Source organism: Massilia sp. TSP1-1-2 (assembly GCF_049896185.1).
Lineage (GTDB): Bacteria > Pseudomonadota > Gammaproteobacteria > Burkholderiales > Burkholderiaceae_D > Telluria_A.
In genome coordinates this window covers 1-22,591 of record NZ_JAFCTU010000056.1, presented here as the reverse complement: position 1 = coordinate 22,591, position 22,591 = coordinate 1, and the positions used below count along the sequence as shown (strand labels likewise).

Annotated in this window: 18 protein-coding genes; 7 read left to right on the top strand and 11 right to left on the bottom strand. The window is 60.8% G+C overall.

Features of this window, described 5'->3' with window-relative positions:
• Positions 1–280: 280 nt before the first annotated feature.
• From rtcA to ACP7BV_RS26000, 3 genes are all read right to left on the bottom strand, one after another.
• Positions 281–1,345 carry an RNA 3'-terminal phosphate cyclase gene (gene rtcA / locus ACP7BV_RS26010; protein ID WP_426107789.1) on the bottom strand — a complete coding sequence of 355 codons (1,065 nt, stop codon included), beginning with the start codon at positions 1,343–1,345 and terminating at the stop codon, positions 281–283.
• A gap of 37 nt (positions 1,346–1,382) precedes the next feature.
• Positions 1,383–2,618 (bottom strand): RtcB family protein, encoded by a 1,236-nt coding sequence (locus tag ACP7BV_RS26005; RefSeq protein ID WP_426107788.1) that lies wholly within the window; start codon positions 2,616–2,618, stop codon positions 1,383–1,385.
• Positions 2,619–2,875: 257 nt separating this feature from the next.
• The gene (locus ACP7BV_RS26000; RefSeq protein ID WP_426107787.1) at positions 2,876–4,399 is read right to left on the bottom strand and encodes a vWA domain-containing protein; all 1,524 of its coding nucleotides are present in this window, start codon (positions 4,397–4,399) and stop codon (positions 2,876–2,878) included.
• A gap of 222 nt (positions 4,400–4,621) precedes the next feature.
• On the opposite strand from ACP7BV_RS26000, the gene rtcR reads away from it, so the two are divergent.
• Positions 4,622–6,235: an RNA repair transcriptional activator RtcR gene (rtcR, locus tag ACP7BV_RS25995; protein WP_426107786.1), complete on the top strand. Its 1,614-nt coding sequence runs from the start codon at positions 4,622–4,624 to the stop codon at positions 6,233–6,235.
• Between the two features lie 113 nt (positions 6,236–6,348).
• Here rtcR and ACP7BV_RS25990 read toward each other — a convergent pair whose 3' ends face one another.
• Positions 6,349–7,770, bottom strand: coding sequence for a hypothetical protein (locus ACP7BV_RS25990; protein WP_426107785.1), 1,422 nt, complete (start codon positions 7,768–7,770; stop codon positions 6,349–6,351).
• Positions 7,771–7,772: 2 nt separating this feature from the next.
• Complete coding sequence (locus ACP7BV_RS25985) at positions 7,773–9,020, bottom strand: SPFH domain-containing protein (RefSeq protein WP_426107784.1); 1,248 nt, start codon at positions 9,018–9,020, stop codon at positions 7,773–7,775.
• 198 nt (positions 9,021–9,218) lie between these two features.
• Here ACP7BV_RS25985 and ACP7BV_RS25980 point away from each other — a divergent pair, with 198 nt between their 5' ends.
• From ACP7BV_RS25980 to ACP7BV_RS25970, 3 genes are all read left to right on the top strand, one after another.
• Positions 9,219–9,920 carry a response regulator transcription factor gene (locus ACP7BV_RS25980; RefSeq protein ID WP_426107783.1) on the top strand — a complete coding sequence of 234 codons (702 nt, stop codon included), beginning with the start codon at positions 9,219–9,221 and terminating at the stop codon, positions 9,918–9,920.
• The gene (locus ACP7BV_RS25975) at positions 9,917–11,989 is read left to right on the top strand and encodes a sensor histidine kinase (protein WP_426107782.1); all 2,073 of its coding nucleotides are present in this window, start codon (positions 9,917–9,919) and stop codon (positions 11,987–11,989) included. The genes ACP7BV_RS25980 and ACP7BV_RS25975 overlap by 4 nt, the downstream gene beginning before the upstream one ends.
• 168 nt (positions 11,990–12,157) lie before the next feature.
• Complete coding sequence (locus tag ACP7BV_RS25970) at positions 12,158–13,534, top strand: DHA2 family efflux MFS transporter permease subunit (protein WP_426107790.1); 1,377 nt, start codon at positions 12,158–12,160, stop codon at positions 13,532–13,534.
• A gap of 6 nt (positions 13,535–13,540) precedes the next feature.
• On the opposite strand, the gene ACP7BV_RS25965 is transcribed toward ACP7BV_RS25970, so the two are convergent.
• From ACP7BV_RS25965 to ACP7BV_RS25945, 5 genes are all read right to left on the bottom strand, one after another.
• The gene (locus tag ACP7BV_RS25965; protein WP_426107781.1) at positions 13,541–14,416 is read right to left on the bottom strand and encodes a peptidase; all 876 of its coding nucleotides are present in this window, start codon (positions 14,414–14,416) and stop codon (positions 13,541–13,543) included.
• A 33-nt stretch (positions 14,417–14,449) separates the two neighbouring features.
• On the bottom strand, positions 14,450–15,259 hold the full coding sequence (locus ACP7BV_RS25960) for a transglutaminase family protein (RefSeq protein ID WP_426107780.1): 810 nt from the start codon (positions 15,257–15,259) through the stop codon (positions 14,450–14,452).
• A 1-nt stretch (position 15,260) separates the two neighbouring features.
• Complete coding sequence (locus tag ACP7BV_RS25955) at positions 15,261–16,211, bottom strand: alpha-E domain-containing protein (protein ID WP_426107779.1); 951 nt, start codon at positions 16,209–16,211, stop codon at positions 15,261–15,263.
• Positions 16,211–17,629, bottom strand: coding sequence for a circularly permuted type 2 ATP-grasp protein (locus ACP7BV_RS25950; RefSeq protein ID WP_426107778.1), 1,419 nt, complete (start codon positions 17,627–17,629; stop codon positions 16,211–16,213). Before ACP7BV_RS25950 ends, ACP7BV_RS25955 begins: the two co-directional genes overlap by 1 nt.
• A 128-nt stretch (positions 17,630–17,757) precedes the next feature.
• Positions 17,758–19,329 (bottom strand): oleate hydratase, encoded by a 1,572-nt coding sequence (locus ACP7BV_RS25945; protein WP_426107777.1) that lies wholly within the window; start codon positions 19,327–19,329, stop codon positions 17,758–17,760.
• Between the two features lie 126 nt (positions 19,330–19,455).
• Between ACP7BV_RS25945 and ACP7BV_RS25940 the strand changes: the two genes are divergently transcribed.
• The 3 genes from ACP7BV_RS25940 to ACP7BV_RS25930 all read left to right on the top strand — a co-directional run bounded on the left by ACP7BV_RS25940 (position 19,456) and on the right by ACP7BV_RS25930 (position 20,767).
• Positions 19,456–20,040 carry a hypothetical protein gene (locus ACP7BV_RS25940; protein WP_426107776.1) on the top strand — a complete coding sequence of 195 codons (585 nt, stop codon included), beginning with the start codon at positions 19,456–19,458 and terminating at the stop codon, positions 20,038–20,040.
• Positions 20,041–20,172: 132 nt separating this feature from the next.
• Positions 20,173–20,547, top strand: coding sequence for a hypothetical protein (locus ACP7BV_RS25935; RefSeq protein ID WP_426107791.1), 375 nt, complete (start codon positions 20,173–20,175; stop codon positions 20,545–20,547).
• Positions 20,441–20,767 (top strand): C39 family peptidase, encoded by a 327-nt coding sequence (locus tag ACP7BV_RS25930; protein ID WP_426107775.1) that lies wholly within the window; start codon positions 20,441–20,443, stop codon positions 20,765–20,767. The genes ACP7BV_RS25935 and ACP7BV_RS25930 overlap by 107 nt, the downstream gene beginning before the upstream one ends.
• A 324-nt stretch (positions 20,768–21,091) precedes the next feature.
• Here ACP7BV_RS25930 and ACP7BV_RS25925 read toward each other — a convergent pair whose 3' ends face one another.
• Positions 21,092–22,231 (bottom strand): metallophosphoesterase, encoded by a 1,140-nt coding sequence (locus tag ACP7BV_RS25925; RefSeq protein WP_426107774.1) that lies wholly within the window; start codon positions 22,229–22,231, stop codon positions 21,092–21,094.
• Between the last annotated feature and the right edge of the window lie 360 nt (positions 22,232–22,591).

The window sequence follows — 22,591 nt, the reverse complement described above, 5'->3', positions numbered from 1 at the left end:
TAAGTATTCAACTCGGCTTACGCTTCGTTGGCACCTTCATCAAACGCCCACACTTATCGACTGTTAATTTTTAAAGAGCTATTCGGTACTGCTTTCCGTGCCCTACGAAGCGTTTTGTTCGTAAGCAGCAGAGAGGTGAGATTATGCAGCGTTTCGCGTTTTTCGTCAACCTCTATTTTACTGCGTTGCCTCGTTTGAGACACCCTGCACGCCTTGTGAAAGACACGCTGCTTTTCAGCGGGAGGCAGACTATAGCAAAGGCTCCCGCGCCCGGCAAGGCCTATTTAAACTGCCCGCCACTTTCACCACGGCCGCTGACGGTAACAATGTGCCGTTCAGCGCGACCCACGCCATCAGCATCCCTTGCGAAAGTGATGTGGACCGGCAGGAAGCGCGCGATCACTTCGGCATTTGTGATGGCATGCTGCGATATTGTCTGGGCCGTGAAACGCCCGCCGCCCGCCAGCGCCATCGGAAGCAGTAACTGGTCTGCCAGATGCTCGCCCACCGCCGCGCCGGATGCAATATAGCGACGCGCCTCGTTCAGCACGCTTTTGGCAACGCTCTCGGCGCGCACGGCTTTTTCGCCAAGCGCCGTGAATACGTCGGTAACATATTCCGATTCCAGCGTGATCATCAGTGCGTTGCCCGGTCCCTGGTCGCCCGGCAAGCCGCGTACCCGCAATTGCGACTCTTCCCAGCCCATCCCCATGCCCACTACTTCCAGCTCGCGGGTGGCGACGTTCAGTGGAACGCCAGCAATGAGCGCCTCGGCAAAACCTGCAACGCGCTTGCCGGGTTCCATCAGCGATATCTGCTGCAACTGCACGCACGGCGCAACGGTCGCGATCATCACGCCGCCGCCCGCCGGATAGAACCCGGTGCGCACCAGTTCAATATCCACCGATGCGCCCATCGCCTTTAACACGCGGACGTACGCGCGCTGCAGAAAATGCGCCGGCGGCGCCATGCCGTTATGCGTGCCCCCGCTGATGCGCACCGTCGACGGGCCGTCCGCGTGCACCAGCGCCAGCAGCAGCGTCTGCAACACCAGCGTGCAGCTTCCGGCCGTGCCAATGGCAAACTGGTAGTCGCCCGCCTTGATGCGCTTGGGCGAAAACGTCAATTCGGTGGAACCGACTTGGGCGTCGGTGACTACGGCATCGCTGATCGCCGCGGCCGACTGCACCGCCACCAAATGCTGGCGCATCAGCCCCGGCTTGGAACGGTTGGCGCGAATCTGCGTGATGCGAAACGGCTTCCCTGTAATCATCGACAGAGTCAGGGCACTGCGCAAGATTTGTCCGCCACCTTCACCGGTGGCGCCATCGAGTTCAATCAACATACTGCTTCTCTTTCTTGTTGTTTTAATGTGGCACGCGTCATCCCTTGACGCACACCACCTGCTTCAAAATATGCACCACATCGACCAGGTCGCGCTGTGCGTGCATGACGGCGTCGATATCCTTGTACGCCATCGGAATCTCGTCGATCACATTTGCATCCTTGCGGCATTCCACGCCCTCGGTCGCCTTGATCTGGTCGGCCAGCGTGAAGCGGCGCTTGGCTTCGGTGCGGCTCATGGTACGTCCGGCGCCGTGGCTGCAGCTGTGAAAACTGTCTGCGTTACCTTTGCCACGCACAATAAAGCTTTTTGCACCCATTGAACCGGGAATGATGCCCAGTTCACCGGCACGCGCCGATACCGCGCCTTTACGCGTCACCAGTACATCCTTGCCGAAGTGGTGCTCCTTCTGCACATAATTGTGGTGGCAATTGACCGCCTCGACGTGCGTGTCGAACGGCTTGGTAATGACGGTACGGACGGCGGCAATCAGATTCGTCATCATGACTTCACGATTCATCCGTGCAAACTTCTGCGCCCAGCTCACCGCTTCGACATAATCGTTGTAATGCTCGGTCCCTGCGGCCAGGTAAGCCAGATCCTGGTCGGGGAGATTAATGAAGTGGCGGCGCATATCCTGCTTGGCCAGTTCAATAAAGTAGGTACCGATGGCATTACCCACGCCACGCGAGCCGGAGTGCAGCATGAACCACACGAAGCCTACTTCGTCGAGGCACACTTCAACGAAGTGATTACCGCCACCCAGCGTTCCCAGGTGGCGATAGTTGTTCGTGTTTTTCAGCTTCGGCGTCTTCAGGCAGATCGCATCAAATTCATCCTTCAACAATGCCCAGGCCGCATCGACCGGCGCCGGCGGCGTGTTCCAGGACCCTTCATCGCGGCCGCGGAAACCACGCGTTTTCGGCGACATCCCGTGCGGAATGGCGCGCTCGATGGCAGAACGTAGCTTGCTCAGGCTATCTGGCAGGTCGCTCGCGCACAGCGTGGTTTTGGCCGCCATCATGCCGCATCCAATATCCACGCCCACCGCCGCCGGGATCACCGCACCCAGGGTCGGCACCACGCTGCCGATGGTCGAACCTTTTCCCAAGTGGACGTCAGGCATGACCGCAATGTGCTTGTAGATAAATGGCATCTTGGCGGTATTGGACAGTTGCGTTTTCGCGACGTCTTCCACCGGCACACCCTGGGTCCACATTTTTACGTGGGTGCCGCCTTCAATATTCATGACGTCGTAGTTTTCGTTTTTCATGTAGTTTTTCTCTGCTCAATAAGGGTGATGACTAGAATGGTGAAAAAATGGAGCGTGCCGGATTCGAACCGGTGCGCCGGACTTGCATCCGGCGTTCTCCTACCAATGTATTTCCACCGGCATTCATCGAAATAATTCGAGCCACGGCAGGACAAGAAATTGGTGTGATGTGAACAATTTTGGAGTGTAATCACACCGGCATTCCTGCCAGGCTCAAAAACGGGACTGCTAAAAATATAATGACAAGGGACGGCGTACTACATGTCGACCGCTTCAATCTCCCCGACCCAATGCTGTGCGCCCAACTGGCCGGCGGCGAACGCGGCGACGATTCTGAAAACATCGTCGGAAAAACCACCAATGTTCAGCACGTCTTCACGCTCAGTCGCCTGGCTGGTCGCGTTCGGCGTGCAATCGACACACACCAGGCGCGCCTGCGGATTGATGACTTTGAACTCATTCCAGCGCTGCATCGTCGCGGTCATGCCGTGCCGGGCATCGATCCACGATTCATTGTCGGACACAAATACCACCAAGTTTGCCTTGACCTTGTTCTTGACCATCAGCGCCAGCGGTGCGCTGCAGCTCGTTGCGCCGCCGCCCAGTGCCGCCAGTTTCTGGGCATTGGTCATCACGGTATCGCGCGGGTTCAAATCGCACCGCACGACATCGCCGGCAAATGGGATCACCATCGCCCCCGGGTTCTTGCGCAACATCGCTGCAGCGACCAGGGCCGCCACGTCGATACAGCGCATGGCCGACGTTGCCGAACCACGATAGCCGGATACGGGCGAACCCATCGAACCCGATACATCCGGGCAAACCACCACGCGGCCTTCAATCTCCGGCACGTTAGACAGCGCAATCTCCAGCGCGTCTTCCAATGCGTTGCGAATTTTGCGCGGCACCTCATCCGATGCCGCTTTAAAAGCTGCCATCAACTGGTAAGGAAACACGTGCGCCTTTGCAATGACTTCTGCATCGCGCAGTTTTGCCGCGATCAGGCCAATCATGCCGGGAACCCTGTACACGCCATGCCGTCCGAAAGTGTTCAGGTTCATCCGCACCATTTGCCAGCTTCCTTGCCGCGCAATTTGCGCCCAATCCCCAGTGGACAACTCCAGCGATGTCAACATTTGAAACGGTACGTCCGGCAAAGGCTGCGTGCGGTCCGACTTGTACGCTTCAAACGCCCTCAACTGCGGCGGCAATGCATCCGCATCGAAGGGCTTGCCGATCAACCAGGCAAAAAATGCCGCTCGCCAAGCATCAGCGGGTTTTGGGTGCACCATCTTCACCACGTCCGCCAGCGATGGCGCGGTCCCCACCGACGCTGACAGCAACTGCGCTTGCGTTGCATTGTTCAACCACTGTTGCACCAGCTTTTTTGGACGCGTGCCCAGTGACTTGCGGCCCACCGTCCCCGAACGGATCATCTGCACGAAGTTGCGCAACATCTTCCCATTGTTGATGACACGGCGGAAGGCCGGCGCCAGTTCAGCCGCGCCTTTGCCGGCAAGCACCACCGCCAGCAAGGCGGGCATGTCCTTCATGTAACCACGTTCGCGGCAGTAGACGTCCGCCTGGGCGATAAACGCTGCATCGACTTGCTCGCACAATTGCAACACGCTTGCCAGTTGCGCCTCGGCATTCGCGTAGTACGTGGCGTTCAGGCATCCAGTGGCGGCGTACTGCGCCAGCTGGTGGCGCGGCGACATGGCGTAGGCCGGGGCTTGTGCTGCGTTGACGGTATCCGCAAACGGTACGAACTTGCCGATCACTGACTGGAACAACTGGGCGTTTGCCATTTTCTTTTCCTCTTTTTATTCTGTTTGTATGACTCCTATTGCAAGTGGTGTGCCAGGTCGCGCCACAGTAGATCCGCAACGGCGTAAGCCATTGATAACTATGATTATGTTGACCAAATGCCCACCATGGCGGTCATGGACGGAAAAGCGCATGCTTGCGCTATAATTATTTTTAAATATAAACATTTATACAAAATGAAAAAGAAACGCATCGTCGTCATCGGTTTCGTCGGCACCCAGCTCGACAGTGGCAAAGGCAGCGGCCGCTGGGAGCGCTGGCGGCCGACTGTCGCGCTGACCCAGCAGGATGACGTCATCATCGACCGCATCGAGCTGCTGTATAACGGCCGTGTTGACAGCCTGATCCAGCAGGTCAGCCAAGATATTGCCTCGGTGTCGCCGGAAACGTCCGTGATTCCGCATGCGCTGCATATCGACAACGCCTGGGATTTCGAGGACGTCTACGGCACTTTGTTTGACTTCGCCAAGTCCTACCCTTTCGATCCGGACAACGAGGATTACTGGATCCACATCACCACTGGTACCCACGTGGTGCAGATCTGCATGTTCCTGATGACCGAGGCGCGCTTTTTCCCGGGCCGCTTGGTCCAGACCTCGCCACCGAAACGGCAAGGCGAAGGCCAAAGCGGCACGTATGCACTGATCGACCTGGACCTGTCCCGCTACGACCAGATCGCCCAGCGCTTTTCGCGCGAGCAAGCCGAAGGCGTGGATTTCCTCAAGTCCGGCATCGCCACGCGCAACGACCGCTTCAATACCATGATCGAGGAAATCGAGCGCGTTGCCATCAAGTCAAAAGCGCCCATGTTGCTGATGGGCCCGACCGGCGCCGGCAAGTCATTCCTGGCGCGCCGCATTTACGACCTGAAAAAGGCGCGCCACCAGCTCGACGGCAAGTTTGTCGAACTCAACTGCGCCACTTTGCATGGCGATGGCGCTGCTTCAACGCTGTTTGGCCACATCAAGGGATCATTCACGGGCGCCGCGTCGGACCGGCCGGGTTTGCTCCGCACGGCGCACAAGGGGCTGCTGTTCCTCGATGAAATCGGCGAACTCGGCCCGGACGAGCAAGCCATGCTGCTCAAGGCGGTCGAAGAAAAGCGTTTTTTCCCCGTCGGCAGCGACAACGAAGTGCAAAGCGACTTCCAGCTCATTGCCGGCACCAATCTCGACCTGGCCCGGGAAGTGGTGGCGGGCCGTTTCCGCGAAGACTTGTATGCCCGCATCAACTTGTGGACCTACGCGCTGCCGGGCCTGCGCGAGCGGCCAGAAGACATTGAGCCCAATCTGGCCTATTTGCTGGCGCGCTTCAGCGAAGAAAATGGTCAGATGGTGCGCTTTAACAAGGAGGCGCGCGCAAACTACATGCGGTTCGCGATGTCGCCGCAAGCACTATGGATGGGGAACTTTCGCGACCTGTCGGCCTCGGTCACGCGCATGGCCACGCTGGCCGAAGCGGGCGGCATTACCGAATCGATCGTCGCCGACGAGACCACCCGCCTACAGCGTCTGTGGCGCCACCACAATTTGCCGTCAGATGGCGGCGGAATGGACCTGGCCGACGTGATCGGCCAGGAAGCCGTGGCAAGCCTCGACCTGTTCGATGCGCTGCAACTTGGCGCCGTGATCGCCGTATGCCGGCAATCGAAGTCGCTCTCGGACGCCGGCCGCAAGCTGTACGGCGTGTCGCGCGATGCCAAGAGCAAACCGAATGATGCGGATCGCCTGAAAAAGTTCCTGGCGCGATTTGACGTGAACTGGGACCAGGTCACCAACAGTTCACCTTAGCTCGCGCCGCCTTCGGTACGCTCGCTGCCCCTTGCTGCGCCGGCACCCAAAGCGCGCCGAGAATGTTTCAGGCACGCTGCGCCCGCGCCGGGGACCAGTGCGCATGACCGCCCTCACCGCAGGCTCAGCGTCTGGCGTTTCCACGTCGGATCTTGCCAGCGGTGAAACAAGCTGAGCGACCCGGGCTTGTCTGCGCCATTTTCCACCGCCAGCGTTTCCAGGTTCACAACCTCGAAGCTGCGCTTGAACCGCCCTTCCACGCGCGCCTCGCGCACCACCAGCATTTTGGCCGCGCCCGGCACCCAACCGGCAAACTCCGCATAGCCGATGTCGGGATCGACCGCCGCCGGCGGCAACACATCAATCGCCCACCCGGTCGCCACCTTGTGGAACACCCACAACTCGCGCCACGCGGCCATCGGCTGGACTGCCAGCGCCAGCGCCGTTCCCTGTGCATTGCTGCGTGCCGATGCAGGCCAAACAATGCCGTAGGTACAGCGCGTCGCCAAGGCAGGGGCGCCCGCTTTTGCATGCAAGGAAACACAGCTTTCTCCCGGCTGCCCGGGCCGCACCTGCACCGACAAGAGCGCACCAGGCGCCACCGAGCTTTCCGCTGCCCAGCGCACACTGCCCGCGCGCACGCCTGCGTCGGCATACGCTGAAGCGTCCTCGTCTGCCAGGTCGATCTTGCTGACGCTGCCAAGCGCATCAAGCGCGCGAATAGCGGCCTCTTGCGACGGCTGATGCCTGCGCGCCCGCTCAAAAGCCACACTCGACCAGACCGCCGCGCGCCGCATATACACGCGATTTTTGATGTGCGGCGGCAAATCTTGCAGCGCGACCTTGTCCAGCACATCGGCGCGCCACTGGTCGGCAGCGTCGCGCTCGCCCGGGCGCTGGGCCGGATCCAGGCATTCCTGGCGCGTCAGCCCCAGCGCCGCCTTGGCCTGCTGGCGCGGCTCGGCCTTTAGCGCCAGCACGCGCCGGTAAGCGTCACCGTCGTAGCACAGCTGGATGCGGCCATCGGTATCATAGCCGCGCAGCACCACGCCGTAGTTCTTTACCACTTCCATGTGCGCCGCCAGCGCCACGTCCTGCATACCCTGCTTTCCCTGCTTGGCCGAGGCGCGCCTGGCGAGCCGCTCGGCCATGCCGCCCAGCGCGTCGAACGCTTCCGGACCAATGGCATTGGCCGGCGCTGCCTTCAGGAACGCCGCCGTGTAGGCAATGCCCAGCGCTTCGGCGCCCGGCGTATCCTTTAGAAAGCGCACCACCGCCAATAGTTCGCCGGCCTCGGTGGGCGCCAGCGATATTTTGCGCACCTGCGAGGCGCGAATATATCCAGCACGTTCGCGCACGTGATCGTACACTTGCAGGTAATCCATCATTTCGCCGCGAATTTCAAGGCTGTCCCCTTGCCACAACACCGCCTGCTGTTGCGCCGCATCCTTGGGCGCGGCGCGCAGCGACGCCTGGTCCTGGGTCACGATCGCCATCGAGGCGATTGCCGCTGCCACCAATAATGTGCCTGGCATGATTATTCTTCCTTCGCTGCAACGACTTCCACGGGAGCCACTGCGGCAATTTTTTGCGTCCCAAGCAAGGCGGCCCCAATGAATCCGCCATCGGTCGGCGCCGGCGCGATGATCACCGACACCTTGTCCGACAATTTATCGGCCATGGTTTTCTGGATCAGCAAGGGGTGTTGCGAGAGCAGCGCGCCTTCACGCGCCATTTGCGTGGTGGTGACCTTGCCGATCAAGTCCTGGCGATAGGCCTCGGCGTCCGCCAGCTTGCGGCGCGAGTCGGCTTCGCCGGCGGCCTCAATCACGCGCGCCTGGGCCGCGCCTTCGGACATCCTGATGCGCGAGACCTTGTCGGCCTCCGCTTCCAGCTGGCGCTGCGCAATCTGCTTTTCCTTGAACGGGAGCACATGCTTCATGGCTTGTTCCTGGGCGCGGGCGGCGATGATCTGCTCGTTGCCCGCCGCTTCCGCCGCCTTTTCGCGGGTGATCTTGGCGGCGTCCGCTTCCAGTTCGCTCTGCTTGACCATTTTCTCCTTCAATTCCAGCGTGTAGCGCATTTTCTGGGTTTCCAGTTCCTCGGCCAGCAGTTTTTCCATGCCTGCCTTGTATTCCTGCGGCAAGCTGATCTTGCCGATCGTCACACCGCGCAACAGGATGCCGTCGCTGGCCAGCTTGGGTTTGAGTTCGGCTTCAATCAATTGCTGGATCTCGGCGCGCTTGGAAGAAAAAATTTCGCGCACCGTATAGCGGGTGAACACCTTGTAGATCACGCCCTGCACCGCCGGCTCGACGACGCTGCCGTTGATGTCAGGCGGCAGCGTTTTGGCGATCGCCGCCATGCGCGCCGGATCGAGCGCGTAGCGCACCGACAAGTCCACCCCCAGCGCCAGCCCTTCCATCGACTGGAACGGCGCGTCATCCTTGCTTGCCGGGCGGTACACCTGGTCGAACAGCGTCAGCTCGCGCAGGCTGTGCACGCCGGGCAGCACCCACAGCGCGCCTTCGCGCACCGTGCTGCTCGATCCGGTCAACTGGTTGACGCGCACGCCGATATACCCTGGCGCCACGGTATGCACCGGCGGGCGGGCGAACATCAGGTAGCCGGCCCCGCCCACCACGCCCAGCAACAGGCCGATGCGTCCCAGCCGCAACTTGCCGGCCCCTTGGGCGCCGCTGCGAAACGTCGCGGCCACCCTGCCGGCGCCGCGCGCCAGCGAGGAACGTACAGCTTGCACCATGATCTTGATCCGCTGCGACATGTGATTCACCTTGTAAGTGGGGCCGGTTCGGCATGAAGTGCGTCTCCCGGTACTGCATGGTGGCGCCACCGATGCGGAAGTAACAATGGCCGGGCCGGGGCAGAACCCACCCGCGCGTGAGTAAATGCTCACAGCAGTTGTATGACTTTTGCCGGGAAAACGTGGATACTCGGGTCTTCCCATCAGGAGAGAACCACCATGGCCAGAGTGGCTGTCATTGAAGACGACCTGCCGACGAGCAACCAGCTCGCGGCATGGATCGCGTCGGCCAGTCCCGGCATCACGGTCGACCAGTGGTTCAGCCGCGACGAGGCGGAAAGCGCCATCGCGCGCGAGCGCTACGACTTGATCGTGCTCGACATTGAACTGGGGCGCGAGCGCCATGCGGGCGTGGCGATCATCAACGCCATCAATAAAAAATATGCGACGCCGGTGCTGGTGGTGTCGGCCATGCCGGCCACGATTTACCGCAGCATCATGAAAGCGCTTGATGCCTGGGATTACTTGCAAAAGGCCACGTTCGAGGAATCGGACTTCATCGATACTTTCCTGGAAATTTTGCGCGCCGTGAAAGAACGGGCCGCCATCGCCAGCGAGAAAAAAGCGCCTGGCAAGGAACTGGAGATTGACCCGCTGCGCCAGCGCAATCCGACCTGGCGCGGCCAGCGCATCAACCTGCCGCTGACGGCCCAGCGCATCCTGGCCGCACTGTTCGCGCGCAAGGGCGAGGTAGTCTCGTACGACGAGCTGTACGAGGTCGTCAAGAGCGGGCGCAACCGCGACAATATCCGCAAGCACGTGAGCACCATCCGCGACGCCTTTCGCGAAATCGACCCCACTTTCGAAGGCGTCGAAAACGTGCCCATGCGCGGCTTTCGCTGGGTGGCGCGCCAGGCATGAGCGTGCGTTTCATGCGCGTCGTTCCCTACCGCCTGCGCATCTTGCTGCGGGCCGCATTCTTGCTGCTCGCACTGGCCACGCTGGGCCTGGCGGTATCGGTACTGCAGCAGGAAAAGCAGCTCAGCTACAACAGCTACGCCGCAGGCTTTCAAAAAAATGCGCAGCACATTGCCGCCACGCTGCGCCACCCGACCGGGCAACTCGCGCTGCTCAATCCGCTCCGCAGCGACGCCCCCGCCACCGCCTTGCATCCGGTGCTGCTGCCCTTCGGCTCGCTCGACTTCGACGACCAGAACAAGGTGCAGCAAGCGATCGCGCTCTCCGGCTGCCTGGTCCAGTACGGCAGCAGCGGCAACTTGTGCGTGGGCGTGGGCACCAATGCCTGGGCCGGCGGCTTTATCTATGTGGCCGGCAGCTTTGACGGCACGGCGCTGGTGTCCCACAAGACCGGCGACGAAATTTTGGACCAGTCGCACCGGGTGCTGGTCAGCGTCAAGATGCGCGGCCAGCAATACGACTGGATCGCGCCCTTTGAAGAGTCGCCGGAGAACGCTGCGCGCCGCAGCGAAACCGGCATGCGCGGGCGCCTGACCGGCTTTCGGGCAAGCGACCACGGCTACCGCAAAATGAACCCGGTAAAGGATTTCCGCGGCTGGATCTGGCAAAGCGCCGACTGCAACCCCGGCGCCCCGGCACAAGCGAACGGCGCCTGTCTGCACAACGCATTTTTCTCGCTGCGCCTGCCAGTCGGCTTGCTGCGCGACGCCCTGTTCGATGGCAAGCGCCCGGTCTGGCCGCCGGCCGACCTGGACCACATTGCCGTCAGCGTCAAGGTGCTGGCGCCCGGCGCCGGTCCTGCACTGTTGGACAGCGCCAGCGACAGCACCGTGCGGCCGTTTTCCCTGACCGACCTCAAGGCCGCGCTGCTGCCCGGTGAAACATTAAGCATCCAAAAGGCCGGCGGGCCGCCACTGATCGCGCTGACTGGCGCCGACCTGCAGGCAGAGCCGACGTGGCGCTTGCTCACCAGCCTGATCCGCCGCTTGCCGGTCGACGCCTACGACGCGCCGCTGACGGCCACGGAAACCATTTCCATCCCGTCGGGCCGCTACCAGGTCACGCTCGGCGGCGACGTGCGCAGCGTCAGCAAGAACCTGAGCGTGGTGGCCAGGCGCCTGTCGTGGTACGTGGGCGGTATGCTACTGGCCCTGTTGCTGGCGTGGCTGGTGATTGAGATCGGCGTCATCAGCCGCATCCGCGTGCTGATCCGGCGTGCCGATTCGGTCGCCAAGACGGTCAAGGGCACCGGTGCGGCCGACGAATTCGACCTGTCGGACTTGCGCGGCGAAGATGAGTTGGGCGTGCTCGCCAGTTGCCTGCACGACTTGCTGCGCCGGGTGCGCGAAGATGTCGAGCGCGACACGATCCGCGCAGAGCAGGAGCGCGACATGTGGCACGCGGTGGGTCATGAAATCATGTCGCCGCTGCAATCGCTGCTGGCCTTGCATGCCGACGCCGACGGCCAGAGCAGACGCTATCTCGCGCGCATGCAACAGGCAATCCGCGTGTTGTATGGCTCCGCCTCGCCCAGCGAAGCGTTCCAGGCCAGCGTGGTGCAGGTCGGTGAACTGGACTTGTCGGCCTTTCTCGAACACGTGGCGGCCAATGCCCCGTGCGCCGGCATCGATAACGTGTGCTTCATTGGCGGCGGCCAGGCCGTCCTCGCGCGCGCGGATGAATATTGCCTCGAAGACGTGGTCACCCACGTGCTGCGCAATGCCGCCCGTTACCGGCTCGACGGCAGTCCCATCACGCTCACGCTTGCCGCCGTGGAAACCGGGGCCACGATTACCATCTTTAACCAGGGACCGGCCATCGGCGACGAGCTGATCAGCCGAGTGTTCGAGTACGGCGTCTCGGACCAGCCGGACTCGGGCGCGGAAGGCAACCGCGGTCAGGGCTTGTTTGTGGCCAAGATCTACATGGCAAAGATGGGCGGCACCATCAGTGTGCTGAACCATGCGGACGGCGTCAGCTTCGTGCTCAGCTTGCAGCGGGTGCAGGCCTAGCAGCTTAGCAAACTGCCGCGAGTGTGAATTGCAGTACAGATGGGCAGCTCGTCAGCAGGATAATGGCAGCTGGACTATCCTGTCCTGTTCCACCACCAGTTCGAGGCGCCCCTGTCTACTGCATCCGTCAAAACGTATTTGCCCTGGGTGGTCGCCGCTGCCTTGTTCATGGAACAGCTCGACGCCACCGTCGTCAATACGGCGATTCCCGCGATTGCCGCCAACCTCCAGGTCACGCCGCTGAGCCTGAAGTCCATCGTCTCGAGCTACATCCTCAGCCTGGCGGTGGGCATTCCCGTCAGCGGCTGGATGGCCGACCGCTTTGGCACCAAGCGCGTGTTCGCGGTCGCCATCACGGTCTTTACGCTGGCCTCGGTCCTGTGCGGCCTGGCCTTGAATACGCCGATGCTGATCGCCGCGCGCCTGCTGCAGGGCCTGGGCGGCGCGATGATGATGCCGGTCGGGCGCCTCACCATCATCCGCACCTTTCCCAAGGCCGAGCTGCTCGGCGCTATGAATTTTGTCATCATTCCCGCCCTCATCGGCCCGCTGCTGGGCCCGACCGTGGGCGGCCTGATCGTGCACTGGACGTCGTGGCGGGTCATCTTTTTCGTCAATGTTCCGGTGGGCATGCTGGCCTTGTACCTTGTCTACCGCTACATGCCCGACTACAAGGCCGACATCCGCCGCCCGCTGGACGTGGTCGGCCTGGTGCTGTTCAGTTCGGGGACGGCGATCATGTCCTGGCTGCTGGAAATTTTTGGCGAGCACACGCTGTCCCCAAGCGCAATGGGCGGCCTGTTTGCGCTGTCGGTCGGCCTGCTGATCGCTTACGCGCTACATGAGCGGGGCATGGAATTTCCCCTGCTGCGCCTGGCGCTGTTTCGGGTGCGCACCTTCCGCATTTCCGTGGCGGGCGGCTTTATCACGCGGCTGGGCATTGGCGGCCTGCCTTTCCTGCTGCCGCTGCTGTATCAGCTCGGCCTCGGATTGCCGGCCTGGAAGTCCGGCTTGCTGATGATGCCGGCCGCATTCGCCGCCATGAGCATGAAACTGGTGTCGCAGCGCTTGCTCAAACGCTTTGGCTACCGCAGGATTCTGACCGTCAATACCTTGTGCATTGGCGCTACCATCGGCCTGTATTCCTTCGTCGGGCCGGGTACGCCGCTGGCACTCATCGTGCTGATTTCAGCGATGCAAGGTTTCTTCAACTCGATGCAGTTTTCCAGCATGAATTCGCTGGCGTACGCCGACATCGATGATGCCGATTCCAGTATGGCCAGCACCATGTCTAGCTCGTTCCAGCAATTGTCGATGAGCTTTGGCCTAGCGGCAGGTTCCATCGTGGCCGCCTGGTACCTGGGCAAGGTGCCGCAGACCAACCAGCCGATGGTGACCGATGCGCTGCACCATGCATTTTATGCGCTCTCGGCAATGACCATCTTGTCGTCAGTGACCTTCTGGCGCCTGCGCGCCACCGACGGCGAGAGCATCAGCCGCGGCATTGCGCGCGACCAGAGCACGCCGGCGGTCAACCAGGCGTAGCAACTTTCAGGACTGCCCGTTTCCGGCGGGCTGCTCGGCCAGTGACTGCAAGGGTGCAGGTGGTTCGACCCGCCCCATCTCGGTTGGCAATGCCACCCGTACAGGTTTGCTGTGCATATTGGTCGACGACAGCACGTTCTCGGTCGCCTCCGGCGCCGCATCCCATACGGGCGCATCGATTCCTTCGAACACGGCCTTGAGTTGATGGCCCCAGTTGTTGCGGATCATCTGGAAATACTGATTGCGTTCGTCGATCGTGACAAAGCGCGTCACGGCCAAGCTGCCATCTTCGTACACCAGCAAGTCCAGCGGCAAGCCCACCGAAATATTCGAGCGCAGCGTGGAATCCATGGAAATGAGCGCGCACTTGGCGGCATCGTCGAGCGAGGTCAGCGGCGTGACGACGCGGTCGATGATGGGCTTGCCATATTTGGCTTCGCCGATCTGAAAATAGGTGTTTTCATCATGTGACTCGATGAAGTTGCCCGCCGAGTAGATGAGGAACAGGCGGCAGCGCTCGCCGCGGATCTGTCCGGCCAAAATAATCGCAATATTGAAATCGACGCCGAACTCCGCCAGCCTGAGCGAGTCGCGGGTATGAACGATGCGCACGGCTTCGCCGACAATGCGCGCCGCTTCATACATATTGGGCGCGTTCCAGATCGTCATGCCATCTTTGCAGACATGATCGGCCACCAGTTGGCGCACGGATTGCGAAATCGACAGATTACCGGCGGTCATCAAGGTGATCACGCGGTCGCCCGGATTTTCAAACACGCTCAACTTGCGGAAGGTGCCGACATGGTCGACCCCGGCGTTGGTGCGCGAATCGGCCAGCAACACCAGCCCGGCGTTCAGGCGCATGCCTACACAATATGTCATGGCCGTAATTCTATGGAGGGGAAAGGCCCTATTTTACACGGGCACGATCAGCGCATGGACGCTCATCGCCTCCTGGCCGCCGCCGCGCCGCATGCCGCGCACCGGGGCGGCCGACTCGTAATCGCGGCCAATGGCCAGCCGGCAGTACGATGTCGTCATCAAGCGGTTGTGGGTGACATCAATGCTGATCCACCCGGAAAAATCGGCGTCGTCGACCCAGGCGTCGACCCAGGCGTGGCTGGCCGCGTGGCCGGTGAACTCCGGATCGATATAGCCAGAAACATAGCGTGCGGGAATGCCATGCGCATGGCAGCAGGATAAAAACACGTGGGCGTGGTCCTGGCATACGCCGGCACCCAGCACCAGCGCCTCGCCCGCAGTACTGAAGACATCGGTCGCGCCGCTCTGATACGCCACCGCGCCGTAAACGTATTCGGCCAGCTTCATCACGTCGGGCGTGCCCACCCGCGCGCCGGCCTTGGGCAGCGTGCGCGCCGCCAGCTCGAGCAACTGCGGGGTCGGCTCTGTCAGGCGGGTGGAGACCGTAAAGATCAGCGGCGACAAGCCTTCATCGTTGGCCAGGCGAGCGCCGGGCAGCAGTTCGGTAGCGATGACGCCTTCGACGACAATGTTCACTTCCCGGTGCGGTTCGTTGAGCGTCAGCATGTGCGACAGATTGCCGTAGGCATCGGTATAAGCCTGGCAATTTCCCGGCGTACTGATACGCCAGGACAAGACGCGCTGCTGCGCTTCGGCCCGCGGCGTCAGGTGCAGTTGCTGGATGCTGTAGGCCTGGGCGACCGTGTAGCTGTAGGAGGTTTCATGACGAATGGATAATTGCATGTCAGGCCGCCAGGGGAACGAGGAAGTCGCGGCTGATCCGGTTGCCCAGTTCAAAGATGCGTTCCATGAAATCGGTCAGGGTGTCGTGCAAGCCCGCTGCGAGAATATCGTCGATGCGGGCGAACTGTAGTTCCGCGTGGATCTTTCCGGCCATCCGCTCGGTGTCGCCCGACACGTCGTTGTGCACCCATTTCAAATTGGCGACAACTTGGTCCATGCAGGCCAGCAGCGAGCGGGGCATGTCGCCGCGCAACATCAACAATTCCGCCACGCGTTCCGGCGTGATGACATCGCGGTACACCTTGCGGTAGATTTCAAAGGCCGATACCGAACGCAGCAGCGCCGCCCAGTAATAAAAGTCGCGCTGGTTCAATGCCTCGCCGTCCTCGTTCGCCTTGGCTGCCAGGTACTTGACGTCCAGAATGCGCGCCGTGTTGTCGGCACGCTCCAAAAAAGTGCCCAGGCGAATGAAGTACATCGCCTCGTCGGTCAGCATGGTGCCCACTGTCACGCCACGCGACAGGTGCGAACGGTATTTGACCCATTCGAAAAATTCGCTTGGATCGTTCTCGAAATTGCCCGACTCGAGGCGCTTTTGCATGTCGAGCCAGGTCGTGTTCTGGGTTTCCCATACCTCGGTGGTCAGCTTGCCGCGCACCGCGCGCGCATTTTCCCGCGCACCGGTCAGGCAGGAAGCGATGGACGATGGATTGTCCGGGTCGCTCACCATGAACGCCAGCACGGTTTTAGGATCGAGCACGTCGTAGCGCGCGTCGAACGCGGCCTCGAGTTCGGAAATGCTCAGCATGGCACGCCAGGCAACGTCTGCCTCTTGCGCCGATTGCGGCAGCATCGACGTCTGCACCGCCACGTCGAGCATGCGCGCCGTGTTTTCAGCGCGTTCGGTGTAGCGCGCCATCCAGTACAGGTGGTCTGCGGTTCGGCTGAGCATTATTTCTCCAGTATCCAGGTATCCTTGGTGCCGCCGCCCTGCGACGAATTGACCACCAGCGAGCCTTCTTGCAGCGCCACCCGCGTCAAGCCGCCCGGCACCATGGAAATGGTTTTCCCGGACAGGACAAACGGACGCAAATCGATGTGGCGCGGCGCGATGCCGTTTTCAACATAGGTGGGACAGGATGACAGCGCCAAGGTCGGCTGGGCAATGTAGCCGTCGGGCTTGGCGATCAGGCGTTCGCGAAACTCCGCGATCTGCGCCTTGGTGGAAGCGGGGCCCACCAGCATGCCGTAGCCGCCCGCGCCGTGCACTTCCTTGACCACCAGTTCGGGCAGGTGGGCCAGCGTGTAAGCGAGGTCTTCGGCCTTGCGGCACTGGTACGTGGGCACGTTGTTGAGCAGTGCTTGCTCGGACAGGTAGAAACGGATCATGTCCGGCACAAAGGGATAAATCGACTTGTCGTCGGCCACGCCGGTACCGATCGCATTGGCCAGCGTCACGCGCCCGGCGCGGTAGACCGACAGCAAGCCGGGCACGCCCAGTGCCGAATCGGAGCGGAAAGCGAGCGGGTCGAGGAAATCGTCGTCCATCCGCCGGTAAATCACGTCAACCCGGCACGGACCGCGAATGGTGCGCATGTACACGGCGTTGTTGCTGACAAACAGATCCTTGCCCTCGACCAGCTCCACGCCCATTTGCTGGGCCAGGAAAGCATGCTCGAAGTAAGCGGAGTTGTACATGCCCGGCGTCATGACGACAATGGTCGGGTCGGAAGCGCCGGACGGCGCCACCGAGCGCAGGTTTTCGAGCAGCATGTCCGGATAATGGTCGACCGGCGCGATGCGGTTGCGGGCAAACAGTTCAGGGAACAGCCGCATCATCATCTTGCGGTCTTCCAGCATGTACGACACGCCGGAAGGCACGCGCAAATTATCTTCGAGCACGTAGAATTCGCCCGCCCCGGCGCGCACGATATCGACGCCGGCAATGTGGGCGTAGATATTGGAAGTAACATTGATGCCCTGCATTTCCGGACGGTACTGGGCGTTCTTGTAGATTTGCTCGGCCGGAATGATGCCGGCCTTGATGATATTCTGGTCGTGATAAATGTCGTGCACGAACATATTCAAGGCCTTGACGCGCTGCACCAGGCCCGCCTGCAAAGCGCGCCATTCATGCGCCGGAATGATGCGCGGAATAGTGTCAAACGGTATCAGGCGCTCGGTGCCGGCATCGTCGCCGTACACTGCAAAGGTAATGCCCACCCGGCGAAACGTCAGGTCGGCCTCGGCGCGTTTGCGTTCGATGTGTTCGGGCGTTTGCCGGCGCAGCCAGGCGTCGAACTCGCGGTAGTGTTCACGCACCGATGTGGCCGACTCATCGGCCATCATTTCATTATAAAAATGCACCATGTCAGCGTATCTCCGTTGGGTTCATGATAAGTATAACAAGAACCGTGCCAGCAAGATGCGCGCCGGAAACAATCGAATCGCACCAAAACCGGGAGAATTCAGCGGTGTTGGTGCAGCCCGCCGTGCAATCAGAATGCCTTGATCAGCGCCTCCAGCTTGACCTTGAGCGACGCGTCGTGCGGCGTGACGGGCGGCACTTCGCGCGCCACGTCAAGCAACTGGTAGACGGCCATCTGCGCCGCGCGCACCGAGTACTCCACGGTAAAGACAACATCGTCGGCAATTTCGACAAACTGGCTCACGAAAGCGAGGTTGTTGGAATTGCGGGGAACCGGCAGCGGCCGGTCGGCCAGGGCGCGCGGCATGAACATGCTGGTGATGTACGGCATGCGGCAAGGAATGCAGGTGGCGCTCGCCATCACCGACTGGTCAAAGTTCAGGTGTCCGCACAGTTCCTGCAAGATTTCCGCGCCACTGCATTCGGCCATGGGCTTGGCGACGAAGTCGCCGATACGGTCCGGGTGCAGCGCATACCCCCAGAACACCTGGGTTCCTTCGGGCTGCCCGATAAAGTGTGGCTGATGGGCCAGCACGACCGACATGAACCAGTTAGAATCCTTGAACGTCACCAAGCCGCCGGTACCGGCGCGGTTGCCTGTAAATTTTTCCATCTGGTCGAAAAACACGGGGTCTTTCAAGGTGACGGTAAATGACGCCCAATACGATTCCGGAATGCTGGAATTGAAGGCGGCCGGGTTGCCAAATTCCGGGCGGCCCTGGGACAGTTTTTCCCACAATGCCCAGCCGCCACTGTCCTTCTTGGTCAAGTGCGCAGGTGGGCGATCCATCGCACCGTAGCTGGACGCATCGGTCATCGAACCGTTCTGGAAAAATACCAGATCGTCCGGCGCCACCGGCAGCATCTCGACGGCGCCTTCGCGCTGGCATTCAATGCCGGTCACAACCCATTTGCCGTCGGCGCCGGTTGCCATCGCCAGGTCCGTGACGGTGCAGTCCATGACAAACACGACGCCCTTGTCCTTGAGCCAGGCGAGCAGCGGGCGCACCAGCGAATCGAACTGGTTGTAGACCGTGCGCTTGACCCCGGCCAGCGTTTCAATACGGGAAAACTCCTTCATGAAGCGATGCAGGTAGCGCTTGAATTCGACTGCGCTATGCCACGGCTGGAATGCGAACGTGGTCGCCCACATGAACCAGAACTTGGTCTCAAAGAATTCCGGCGACAGCCAGTCGGTGATACTGCTGGTGCCCAATGTTTCTTCATCGGACTCGCTCAGGCGCACCAGCTCCAGCCGGTCCGTCATGCTGAACCCCATCGACGAGACATCAACCTTGAATCGGTTGCGGTCGATCAAGCGTGCCTTTGATTCCGGGATATTTTCAAGATTGAACGCAATGGTTTCGTCGAAGACTGACTGGCCAGGGTGCTGCAGCGAGGGAATCGACTTGAACAAGTCCCAGGTGCACTCGTAATTGTCGGTCGTGAGCATGCGCCCGCCGCGCAAGGTATAGCCGGCGCGGTCATCTCCCCCGCCGTCGAGACTGCCACCCGGAAGTGGCATGGTTTCAAAAATGGTGATGTTGGCGCCCGGGATGCCCCCGTCGCGGATCATGAATGCTGCTGCGGAGAGGGAGCCGATGCCGGCGCCCACTAAATAGGCCTTGGTATTGCTGTTCATATGGTTCCTGTCGTCTGAGTGAGTGCCCAGCACCTCGTCGTGGGTGCATGCTGCAGTGCATCAACTATAGGTCATGGAACGAGAGATACCGGGAAGCGCGGTAGAGTTATTGCACTAATACTAACTGTGGCCGCCGTGATCAGCGGCGCCTGTCTGGTGTTGGCCTGTCCGCTTGTTTCAGCCGCTACCGGCAATACCGTGCAGCAAGCAATGAACAAATCGGCCGCCACGCAGGCGCTCGCTGCAGCACAACGCGATCTCGCACAGTTCGTCGCCCATCAGCTGGCCCGGCGAGGTGCCGCGCCTGGCGACTTTCCGCTCGCTGTCACCGACATGCAAGCGTTGAAAGACGCGCGCATTGCGTATGGCTTTTCCGTATACACCATCGATCCTTCCGATTTGCTCGCCGGCCGCAACACCATGCGTGGCATGGCCAGGCAAGTCAACGAATGGCGCTTCGTCGTTACCTTGAATCAGCAGGCTATCGGCCTGGCGACCGTGGAAAAGAACAATGGGCGATACGAAACCGTTGCCTATGGAGCCGCCGTACTGGCCAAGGACCTGGATGCGGCCGCGGGCCGTTTTGGCAACACGACAAGTCCAATCTGCGTTTCCTGCGCATTTACCAGGCGCGTGCGGACTTCCTGGAAGTGGACAGCGAGGACGGTCGCGGACGCTTTGCACCGCTGCACTCGGCGCGCGAGTCGCTGATGATGCAAAAGGATGCAGGCAAACGGGGGCGCGAACTGCTCGACGAAACCGAGCTCCTGACACCGCTGCGCATCGCGGTCAAGCAAAACATGGCCGTAGCGCGTTAAGCCGGCAACCACTCAAGGAGCGAATATGAAAAAAGTTTTGAACAAGGTTGTATTGGGCGCCGCGCTGATGCTGGCCATTCCTGCCGCAATGGCGCAATGGAAGACGTTGAGTGTTCCGCTGGTGACGCAGGAACATAGCCAGTGGTGCTGGTCGGCGTCGAGCAAGGCGGTGCTCAATTATTATGCAAAGACGCAGAGCCAGTGCCAGATCGTGAACTGGGCGTTCGGGCCTGAACTACGCTTGTGGAAATACCACATTCGACTGGAACAGCTATGCGAATCAGCCCAACAGCATGTATGGCACCAATGGCAGCGTGCAAACCATTCTCAGTGCGTGGGGCGTGTCGAATGGCGCGTACAACAGCGCCTCTTCATGGGCCAGCGTGGTGAGCGACATTAATGCCAACCGCCCGTTCGTGATCCGTTATGGCTGGACCAATGGCGGCGGTCACATCATGGTGGGACGTGGATACGAGACGTACAACGGAACCAACTACGTGTACATCATGAATCCATGGCCGGGCGAAGGGCAGACATGGCGCACCTACAGTTCGGCGGTCGCGGCGTCGGACCACCGGTGGACGCATACCCAACGGATGAATATCGGCCGGGCGAATTGAAGCAGGAATTTTCGCCCCATCATCGTCCTCGCGCAAGCGGCGATGCGACGACTCGCGACCCATAGAACGGATGCCAATAGTGCATTGGAATCGATGCGTTACAGTGACCAGCTGGAGCATGACGTTTCTGGGGACGAACAACTCGCTATTTCTGCGGTTTTCTCTTTCAACACGTGCAGTGTTGGTAACGGGACGCGAGCATGGCGGATTGCATCCGTCCTACGGGGAACCCTGCTTGCGGTTTGACCGGGTAACTCTGCGGACGAAAAAAGCCGGGTTTTTGCACTGAGCGCGTTCACCAGCTTTGCAACCGGGTTTTTTCGTTTAAAAAGGCGAGGGCAAATTTGATAGCTCGCGCGTGCGCCGCGTGAGCCGGGCCAGTGTCTGCCAGTCCTGGCCGTTCAACAAATTGATCGGGCGCGCTACGCGCTCGGTTTCTTCTTCGGGCAGCGCGCGTGGCGCAGCTGTAACGACTTTCGCCACACCGCCTTCAAACAACAGCGCCTCGGGCGCGGACGTATTGCTGTTGACGTTGATGGCATATACTTTTTTGTCGTACAGGACGCTTACTTTCTCGACGATCGAATGCCCGACGACAATCGTGTCCGCATCGAATGAGCGCAATGCCGCGACGACATCCTGATCGCCCGCCTTGGCGTACTTGCCCTCTTCGGCCTTGAAGTAGCCGCGGTATTGTGTGACCCCATTAAAACCTAGCACGGCTTCCAGTTCAGCCGCCGGCACCAGCTCGCCGCGCCAATAGCGCCGCATCGCCGTATTGAGCTGCGCAATCGTCAGCCCTTGCTGTACGACCAGCGAGCTGATTCCTCCGTGGGTCACTACCACCCGGCCTGCTTTCACCACCACCGGCTGGGCGCGCAGCCATGCGCCGATCACCGTGTCCGGCGCAAACGCGGCCGCGGCACCACCCATCTTTTCAAGCGCATACAGGTGCTCGGGATGGATCTTGACGGTGTTGCCCCGCAAAAGATATTGTTCGTGGTTGCCCAACACAACATGGACGCTGCCGCCCGCTGCCCTGGCCTGCGCTGCCAGGCCGTGCAGGCGCCACAACACGGCAAACACATCGCTCCCGCGATCCACGGAGTCGCCGGCAATCACCAGCCGATTGGCGCCGAAGTTCCATTCGCCACTTGCAGCGGTGACGCCGAGTTTGCTCAAAGCGCTATTCAGAAATGCGGCATTGCCCTCAATATCGCTCAGCACAAGCAATTTGTCCGGCATCGACACGACAGCATCATCTTGCTGGGCTTTCTGGGGGATGGCGAAAGTGTGGCGCTGTCCGGCGCACGAGATGTGCAAGGTTTCTCCCCTGCCGGCCTGGCGCAGCACGCGATTTTCGCAAAACCAGCTCGCTGACCAGCTGTTGGCCGTGCCCATCTTGACCACGGGGCCATCGAACCTGCCGGGAATTGCAGCAGCGTCTCCCGTTCCGGCGGTCATGGGGATCTTGACGTGAGCGATACCCAACAAGGGAAGCATCAAGCGTTGGTGGACACCGGACTTGGTCGACTCAATCTTGGCGAAGAATAGCATCGACCCAAACAGGGCCAAGGGCGCCAATACCAACGCCACAGCGGCGCGCGCCAGGAAGCGTCTTTATTTTGCTTTCATTACCGTCCCCAGGCATGTCAAGGAACCGATTATAGGCAGGCGCTCGTGCCTTCAGAGTAAGTTGGCAACATTTATTTCTACTGTATGCATGTGCACATACAAATTTCGGACGAAAAAAACCCCACATTTCTGCGGGGTTTTTTAATATAACTAGCCTGACGATAACCTACTTTCACACTGGTTGCAGCA

Bases quoted from the DNA above. Each gene is read 5' to 3' on its own strand.
- rtcR (WP_426107786.1), top strand. From the start codon at position 4,622: ATGAAAAAGAAACGCATCGTCGTCATCGGTTTCGTCGGCACCCAGCTC.
- ACP7BV_RS25945 (WP_426107777.1), bottom strand. From the start codon at position 19,329: ATGAACAGCAATACCAAGGCCTATTTAGTGGGCGCCGGCATCGGCTCC.
- ACP7BV_RS25965 (WP_426107781.1), bottom strand. From the start codon at position 14,416: ATGACATATTGTGTAGGCATGCGCCTGAACGCCGGGCTGGTGTTGCTG.
- ACP7BV_RS26005 (WP_426107788.1), bottom strand. From the start codon at position 2,618: ATGAAAAACGAAAACTACGACGTCATGAATATTGAAGGCGGCACCCAC.
- rtcA (WP_426107789.1), bottom strand. From the start codon at position 1,345: ATGTTGATTGAACTCGATGGCGCCACCGGTGAAGGTGGCGGACAAATC.
- ACP7BV_RS25955 (WP_426107779.1), bottom strand. From the start codon at position 16,211: ATGCTCAGCCGAACCGCAGACCACCTGTACTGGATGGCGCGCTACACC.
- ACP7BV_RS25925 (WP_426107774.1), bottom strand. From the start codon at position 22,231: ATGACCGCCGGAACGGGAGACGCTGCTGCAATTCCCGGCAGGTTCGAT.
- ACP7BV_RS25950 (WP_426107778.1), bottom strand. From the start codon at position 17,629: ATGGTGCATTTTTATAATGAAATGATGGCCGATGAGTCGGCCACATCG.
- ACP7BV_RS25970 (WP_426107790.1), top strand. From the start codon at position 12,158: ATGGAACAGCTCGACGCCACCGTCGTCAATACGGCGATTCCCGCGATT.
- ACP7BV_RS25980 (WP_426107783.1), top strand. From the start codon at position 9,219: ATGGCCAGAGTGGCTGTCATTGAAGACGACCTGCCGACGAGCAACCAG.
- ACP7BV_RS25990 (WP_426107785.1), bottom strand. From the start codon at position 7,770: ATGCCAGGCACATTATTGGTGGCAGCGGCAATCGCCTCGATGGCGATC.
- ACP7BV_RS25930 (WP_426107775.1), top strand. From the start codon at position 20,441: ATGTATGGCACCAATGGCAGCGTGCAAACCATTCTCAGTGCGTGGGGC.
- ACP7BV_RS25935 (WP_426107791.1), top strand. From the start codon at position 20,173: ATGAAAAAAGTTTTGAACAAGGTTGTATTGGGCGCCGCGCTGATGCTG.
- ACP7BV_RS25985 (WP_426107784.1), bottom strand. From the start codon at position 9,020: ATGTCGCAGCGGATCAAGATCATGGTGCAAGCTGTACGTTCCTCGCTG.
- ACP7BV_RS25975 (WP_426107782.1), top strand. From the start codon at position 9,917: ATGAGCGTGCGTTTCATGCGCGTCGTTCCCTACCGCCTGCGCATCTTG.
- ACP7BV_RS25960 (WP_426107780.1), bottom strand. From the start codon at position 15,259: ATGCAATTATCCATTCGTCATGAAACCTCCTACAGCTACACGGTCGCC.